Annotated in this window: 7 protein-coding genes; 2 read left to right on the forward strand and 5 right to left on the reverse strand. The window is 66.7% G+C overall.

The window, feature by feature from the left end; translation table 11 throughout:
• Nucleotides 1–1,158, forward strand: a 1,158-nt coding sequence (locus tag JMF86_RS20400) for a cytochrome c (RefSeq protein WP_201317123.1), incomplete at its 5' end; no start/stop codon positions are given.
• A gap of 91 nt (nt 1,159–1,249) precedes the next feature.
• Here JMF86_RS20400 and JMF86_RS20405 read toward each other — a convergent pair.
• The 5 genes from JMF86_RS20405 to JMF86_RS20425 form a co-directional block, all read right to left on the reverse strand.
• Nucleotides 1,250–1,411, reverse strand: coding sequence for a hypothetical protein (locus tag JMF86_RS20405; RefSeq protein ID WP_023475988.1), 162 nt, complete (start codon nt 1,409–1,411; stop codon nt 1,250–1,252).
• Nucleotides 1,412–1,541: 130 nt separating this feature from the next.
• Complete coding sequence (gene pal / locus JMF86_RS20410; protein WP_011547681.1) at nt 1,542–2,033, reverse strand: peptidoglycan-associated lipoprotein Pal; 492 nt, start codon at nt 2,031–2,033, stop codon at nt 1,542–1,544.
• A gap of 417 nt (nt 2,034–2,450) precedes the next feature.
• Nucleotides 2,451–3,662: a porin gene (locus tag JMF86_RS20415; RefSeq protein ID WP_011547682.1), complete on the reverse strand. Its 1,212-nt coding sequence runs from the start codon at nt 3,660–3,662 to the stop codon at nt 2,451–2,453.
• Nucleotides 3,663–4,028: 366 nt separating this feature from the next.
• Nucleotides 4,029–4,457, reverse strand: coding sequence for a hypothetical protein (locus JMF86_RS20420; protein ID WP_011547683.1), 429 nt, complete (start codon nt 4,455–4,457; stop codon nt 4,029–4,031).
• Between the two features lie 44 nt (nt 4,458–4,501).
• Nucleotides 4,502–4,885, reverse strand: a complete 384-nt coding sequence (locus JMF86_RS20425; protein ID WP_011694738.1) for a glyoxalase/bleomycin resistance/extradiol dioxygenase family protein — start codon at nt 4,883–4,885, stop codon at nt 4,502–4,504.
• A gap of 364 nt (nt 4,886–5,249) precedes the next feature.
• Here JMF86_RS20425 and JMF86_RS20430 point away from each other — a divergent pair, with 364 nt between their 5' ends.
• Nucleotides 5,250–6,059 (forward strand): hypothetical protein, encoded by an 810-nt coding sequence (locus JMF86_RS20430; protein WP_226292046.1) that lies wholly within the window; start codon nt 5,250–5,252, stop codon nt 6,057–6,059.
• Nucleotides 6,060–6,221: the final 162 nt, after the last annotated feature.

Here is a 6,221-nt window from a genome sequence, read left to right on the forward strand (position 1 = left end):
CCGGCGTCGAATGCGGCGTCCGGCGCGCCCGGCGCCGACCCGATCGCGCGCGGCCGCTATCTCGTCAAGGCCGCCGACTGCGCGGCGTGCCACACCGCGAAGGACGGCGCGCCGTTCGCCGGCGGCGCGGCGCTCGAATCGCCGTTCGGCACGTTCTACGGCTCGAACATCACGCCCGACAAGGATCACGGGATCGGCAACTGGAGCGCGGACGACTTCTACGCCGCGCTGCATGACGGCAAGGCGCCGGGCAAGCGCCTGTATCCGTCGATGCCGTACACGTCGTACCGGCAGCTCACGCGCGCCGACGCCGACGCGATGTACGCGTACCTGATGACGGTCAGGCCGGTCGCGCAGGAAAACCGCGCGCACGACCTGAAGTTCCCGTACAACCTGCGCTTCGGCATGATGTTCTGGGACATGCTGTTCCTGAAGGACAGCCTGCCGGATGCGTCGACCGGACAATCCGCGGACTGGCAGCGCGGCCGCTATCTCGCCGGCGCGCTCGGCCACTGCGCGGAATGCCACACGCCGCGCGCATTCACGGGCCAGCTCGACGGCGCGAAGCCGTTCGCGGGCGCTGCGCTCGGCCGCGTGGCCGCGCCCGACATCACGCCGGCGGGCCTGGCCGCGCGCGGCTGGACGGGCACCGATCTGCAGACGTTCTTCGGCGTCGGCATCGCGCCGCAAGGCTCCGCGTTCGGCGAGATGTATCCGGTCGTGCACCTGAGCACGCAGTACCTGACGAAGGACGACCTGCGCGGGCTGTCGACGTACCTGCTCGGCGATACGCCGCCCGCGCCGCAACCGGTGAAGCCGGTGTCGGCCGACGCCGCGCAACTGGCCGCCGGCCGCTCGGTGTATCTCGCGGTGTGTGCGGGCTGTCACGGCTTCAACGGCGAAGGCAAGCCGCACGTGGCGGTGCCGATGAACGGCAACTCGACGCTGCGCCAGGGCGATCCGCGCAACCTGCTGGTCGCGATGCTCGACGGTATCGACGAGCAGAAGTTCGCCGGTTTCGAAAACCTGCAGCCGATGCCGGGTTTCGCGAAGACGTTGAGCGATGACGAACTCGCGCAACTCGCGAACTACCTGCGCGCGACGTGGGGCGGCCAGCCTGCGAGCGTCACGGCGGCCGATGTGAAGGCGATGCGTTGAGTCGTGCCGTGGGGTAGAGCGTCGCGCGCGAGCGGCCGGCTTCCGGTGCTCGCGCGCGATTTCGTCGCCTCACTTTCCTCGCGGCGGCGCGTCAGTAGCCGCCGCCACCCCCTCCACCTCCGCTGCCTCCGGAGCCGCCATACCGGCTCATGCCCGGCCCTTGCGACGTACCGCTGCCCGACGACGTACAGCCCGCCGACAGCACGAGCACCAGCGCCGCGATCAGCGCCGCAACCAACGTTGCCGATTTCATTGCGATCTCCTTGCCGCGCGCAGGCGACAGGAAAGGCGGTTCGCGTGAACCGCGCGTCTGCGCGATGAGAAGACGTTTCGGCGGGGCGTTTATTCCATGCTTTTTGCGTATCGCCGCGGCAGCGCCTGGATCAACGATAGACGAGATCGGCGCGACGGTTCTGCGCCCACGCCTCCTCGTCGTGGCCGAGCGCGACGGGCTTTTCCTTGCCGAGACTGACGGCCTCGAGTTGCGTCGCCGGCACGCCGAGCGTTTCCAGTGCGCTCGCCACGGCCTGCGAGCGGCGCTGGCCGAGCGCGAGGTTGTATTCGGACGTGCCGCGCTCGTCGGTGTTGCCCTGGATCAGCACGCGCCGCGCGGGATGGCTGCGCAGGTAGTCGGCGTGCGCCTGCAGCAGCGACTGGAATTCGGGCTTCACCGAGTACTGGTCGAAATCGAAGTAGATGCTGCGCTTGGCGAGCGGGCTGTTCGGATTGTTCAGATCGTCGGCCGTCACCGTCGCGACGGTTTCGCTCGAAGGTTCCGGCGCCGCGGCGGCATTCTCGGGCGTTTTCGCCGCGTTGTGGCAACCGGCCAGCAGGACGAAAGTTGCCAGGACCGCAATTCGGTTCATTTTGCTCATCGTTCTTCTCCAGCGGTTGACTGCGTTGAAAGCGGGGCGCGTGCCATTCGCACGCAACCGTCCGGCCGCCATGGCGCGAAAGGTCCGGCTCCGTTGCCGTGATGCAGGCTCGTAAGCCGGTGGTGCGCCAAATGAAAGAATGTTGCGACCGGAACGCCGGATCGAGGCGTCGCTGCAAACAGATTAGGAAAAATGTCACAACGTGCCCAGTTTCTCCGCATTTTTTGCGCAAACGCGACAGTCGGGAGGCATTCTTGCTTGCGCCGGCGGTGCGCGGCAAGCGACGCCTGCCACAGCGAAAAAGGCCGCGCACGGGGCGCGGCCTTGTCGTTGCCGGTCATGGCGATCGGGTGATGCGGGAAGCATTCGCCGGATACAGTCGGTCGACCGCGTGACGCCGCGGCGCACGCCGTATCGTCAGAACTTGTGCCGCAGCCCCAGTGCGACGACGACCTGGTTGCTGTTCGCGGAAGGCGTCAAGGTCCAGACGGTCGCGTTGAACGCCGGATTGCCGTTGCCGCCGCTCACGCTCTGGTAAGTGCCTTCGAGATACGCGTCCGTGCGCTTCGACAGCACGTAGCCGGCCTGCGCGACGACCTGGTTCCATTTCGGGCGCGTCTGGCCCGTGCGGGTGTCGAAGCGGCCCATCGTGTACGTGTACGCGGCGGCGACGCTCAGCGCGCGCGTGACGAAGTAGCGTCCGTCGATCGAGAAGTTGTCGAACACCAGCGATTCGCCCTTCAGCGGCGCGATGTTGCCGCCCTGGAGCACGCCCGTCACACCGTCGGTGGCGGAATGCGACCACGCCGCGCCGACCGAGTGCGGGCCGAACGCATAACGGCCGGCCATCGCCCAGATCTGCTGGTTGCCGCCCGTGATCGTCGCCGAGCCGTCGACCGTGCTCAGCGCGCCGTCCGGGTTCGGCGCGTTGCGGTCGCGGCTGATCTTCAGGTAGCCGGCGCCGAGCTTCACCGGCCCGTTCTCGTACGACACCCCCGTGCTCCACACCGCATTGTTGGAGAACTGGCCGGCCGCGTTCGAGAAGCCGACCATCGCGCCGAATCTCAACCCGCGAACCGTCGGGCTCGCGTACTTCACGGCATTGTTGATGCGCAGGTTGCGGTTCGAATCGTCGTTGTCGTACGGGTGGACCGCGAGATTGCCGCCCCAGCCGGGGCCGGACGCGCCGAGCGGCGTCACGTAATCGAGGATCAGGTCGTACTGGCGTCCGAAGGACAGCGTGCCGGCCGTCTGCGAACTCACGCCGACCCACGCCTGGCGGCCGAACAGGTCGACGCCTTTCTGCGACAGCTTGCCGGTGGTGCCCGAGAAGCCGTTTTCGAGCGCGAAGACCGCGGCCATTCCGCCGCCGAGATCCTCGCGGCCGCGCAGCCCCCAGCGCGACGCGTTCAGTGCGCCGCTCGTCATCGCGACGCTGCCGCCGCCGGGCGAGCCGGCACCGCGCGTGCGCTGGTTGGTCGAGTAGGTGATCGACGTGTCGATCAGGCCGTACAGCGTCACGCTGCTCTGGGCATGCGCGACATCCGGCACGAAGCTGCTCAGGCAGGCGGCAATGACGGTCCCCGCGACGCGTGCGCCGGCATGCTGGTTCGTTTGGCAGGAATGCATAGGCGTTTTGTTGTTGTTGGTCCGGCCTCGCGGCCGATGGGTCGAGCGGCCATTATTGGAGATCGTGCGGCGGTCGATTAAGGCGTTGCACAGGAAAGGTCCTCTGCGGAATCGGTCGGAATCGCGGGGGTGTCGATGGCTGGGAGGCGGTCGGGAGGGGGCGGGGCGGGGCGTACGGTTCGGCGCGCCATCGCGCGACGGTGGTGTGCCGAACGTCTAGCGGCGGGCGAGCGGCAGCGCCGCGTTGGCGCCGCCGCTTCGATAGGCGGCGCGCACGGCATTCGCTCTCGCTTCGAGCGCTTCCGGCGAGTGCCACGGTCTCAGCCGGACGACGACGCGCGGCAACGCGGCCAGTTGATGGCGCAACTACACGATCGACCGGCAGCATCGGCAAGCCGACGATTGCGCATCGGGCGCCGATGCGGCTTTGGCCAGCCCGGCGGTCCATTCGACGCCGCGATGGCGCCTGGCCGCGTCGAGGTGCGGCAGATAACGCGCGTTGCCCGACAACGCGATCAGCAGAGCAGCCCAGTGCGCGCCGCGCCAACCGTACTGCATGTCACATGTCAGGTCGGCCAGCAACGGGTCGTCCAGTGCCGACAGGCTTTGCTGGCACAGATAGTGGAAGTCGAGCGGCTGGTAGCGGACATGCGGGTAGTCGCGCAGCACATGCCGGAGCTCGACGCCGGATTCGACGGCGGCGGCGAGAAACCGTTCGGCCGGCGCGGCGCGGTTCAACTGCAGTGTTGGAACACCGACGAAAAGCCGGCTGACGTCGTCGGGGTGGTAGTGCATCGCGAATAGCGGGGTGATCGATCGGGAGGCGCCGTCCGGACTGCTTACTGATTGCCGGACATCAGCGCCGTGTAACGCCGCTGCATTTCGTCGGGTTCGACCGTTTCGATCGTATGCCCGATCAGCCAATCGTAACCGAACGGATCGCGGATCCTGCCCGAGCGCTCTCCGTAGAACTGGTCCTGGAGTGCGCGCGTCACGTGCGCGCCGGCCGCGACGGCGGCGGCGATCGTCGCATCGGCGTCGTCGACGTGAAGATGGAGCGCCATCGGCGCGTTGCCGTCCGGGTCGAGTGCGGCGTGACCGATGCGCCCCGACGGCTCGACGAGCCGGAATTTCTCCTGCGCGCCGAATGCCTTCGCATAGAACGCGATGGCGTCCTCCGCGCTTTTGGCGCGCAGATACGGAAAGACTTCGTGAATCGCCATGGTGCCCTCCGGTGGGTGGTGTGGGTCGATCCTACCGGCATCCGGCGGGGCGGCCGGTGAGGATCATGTCTTGTACCGTGTCGTGAACGGCGAACCCACGTCGATTCTACAAACGAATCGGGTAGTGGGCGCAAGGCCGGTTTCGATCGACGGGCATCGGCGATCGGCGCGTAAACCGGTCTGCGACTGGCCGCGGCGTCAAGCGGCACGCACTGCGATGGGACGAAATCCCGAGACTGGAATCCACCACGATCAGACGCAACTCCACCTGCCGCGATATGGAGCGGGGCAGAATAGGGCGAGCGCGGCGCATGCCGCGGCGTTGTCGGCCGCGCGCCGATTCATGAAAACCTGTCGAGTCTCCATGGCGCTTCCGATGCCTCCTATCTTGCATCCCATCCGGTCGGTGTCCCGAACGACGGCCGGCATTGCCTTCGTCGTCAGTCTGCTGTCCGGCTGCGCTGCGATGTCTTCATCTGCGCCGATCGATCCCCAGCAGCAGTTCGTTGCGGAGCAGCGAAATGCGAACGAGCGGTACTACCAGACCCTCGCGGCGTACAAGCCCATTTTTCAGAATCCCGGCAACTATAGTCGAGCAGAGGTGCTGGAAAAGTACGACGCGGTGCTCTATCAATACTCGCTCGCCGCGGTGAGTTGGGTTCGCACGATCTATCCTGCCGCCCGGCAGACGCTGCCGCCATCCCTGCAACCGTTGCCTGCGTCGTCCGGGCCGCTCAGCCTGGCGGACGTGAACCGACGCTACGAACACGCGCTCGGCATGAACGCCGGCATGTGGGAGATCAGCATGGCCGCGGATTTCGGCAAGCCGTCGAAACTGGCGGTGCCGCGATATGACGGGCCATTGCTTTTCATGCCGTTCGCACCGCCTTTGCCGCCGCTGCAGGATGTTCGCGATCCGAAGTTCGCGCGACTGGTGACCATGACGAAGAAGGTGGACGACGCGCAGAAGGCGGACCTGGCTCGACAGAACGCGGCGACCGCGAGACAGATGGCGGAGAACGCCGCGATGCACGCGGCAAACCATCCCCCGGGACCGAATCCGCTGGACTCGATCGATCCGCGGACCGGGTTACCGTATCCGGCACCGCAACAAGACACGCAGCGCTGGTGCACGATGATGGGCAATGGTGTGGGTGGTCGGGTTCCGTGTTGAAACGGTGCGATCGACGGAAAGCGATCTGATATGACCTGGACGTCGTGGTGATCGTCCAGGTCGCGTTTATCGCTGGCGCGCCCAAGGGTGCAGACGATCAACCTACAGGCTAAAACACGACATCTGTAAATAGCCAGAACACGACATTAGGATATGGCTGCT

Source organism: Burkholderia sp. E168m15, from assembly GCF_016586105.1.
Lineage (GTDB): Bacteria > Pseudomonadota > Gammaproteobacteria > Burkholderiales > Burkholderiaceae > Burkholderia > Burkholderia orbicola.

Coding starts and splice junctions, on each gene's coding strand:
- JMF86_RS20405 (WP_023475988.1), bottom strand. CDS start 1,411: ATGAAATCGGCAACGTTGGTTGCGGCGCTGATCGCGGCGCTGGTGCTC.
- JMF86_RS20430 (WP_226292046.1), top strand. CDS start 5,250: ATGGCGCTTCCGATGCCTCCTATCTTGCATCCCATCCGGTCGGTGTCC.
- JMF86_RS20420 (WP_011547683.1), bottom strand. CDS start 4,457: ATGCACTACCACCCCGACGACGTCAGCCGGCTTTTCGTCGGTGTTCCA.
- JMF86_RS20425 (WP_011694738.1), bottom strand. CDS start 4,885: ATGGCGATTCACGAAGTCTTTCCGTATCTGCGCGCCAAAAGCGCGGAG.
- JMF86_RS20415 (WP_011547682.1), bottom strand. CDS start 3,662: ATGCATTCCTGCCAAACGAACCAGCATGCCGGCGCACGCGTCGCGGGG.
- pal (WP_011547681.1), bottom strand. CDS start 2,033: ATGAGCAAAATGAACCGAATTGCGGTCCTGGCAACTTTCGTCCTGCTG.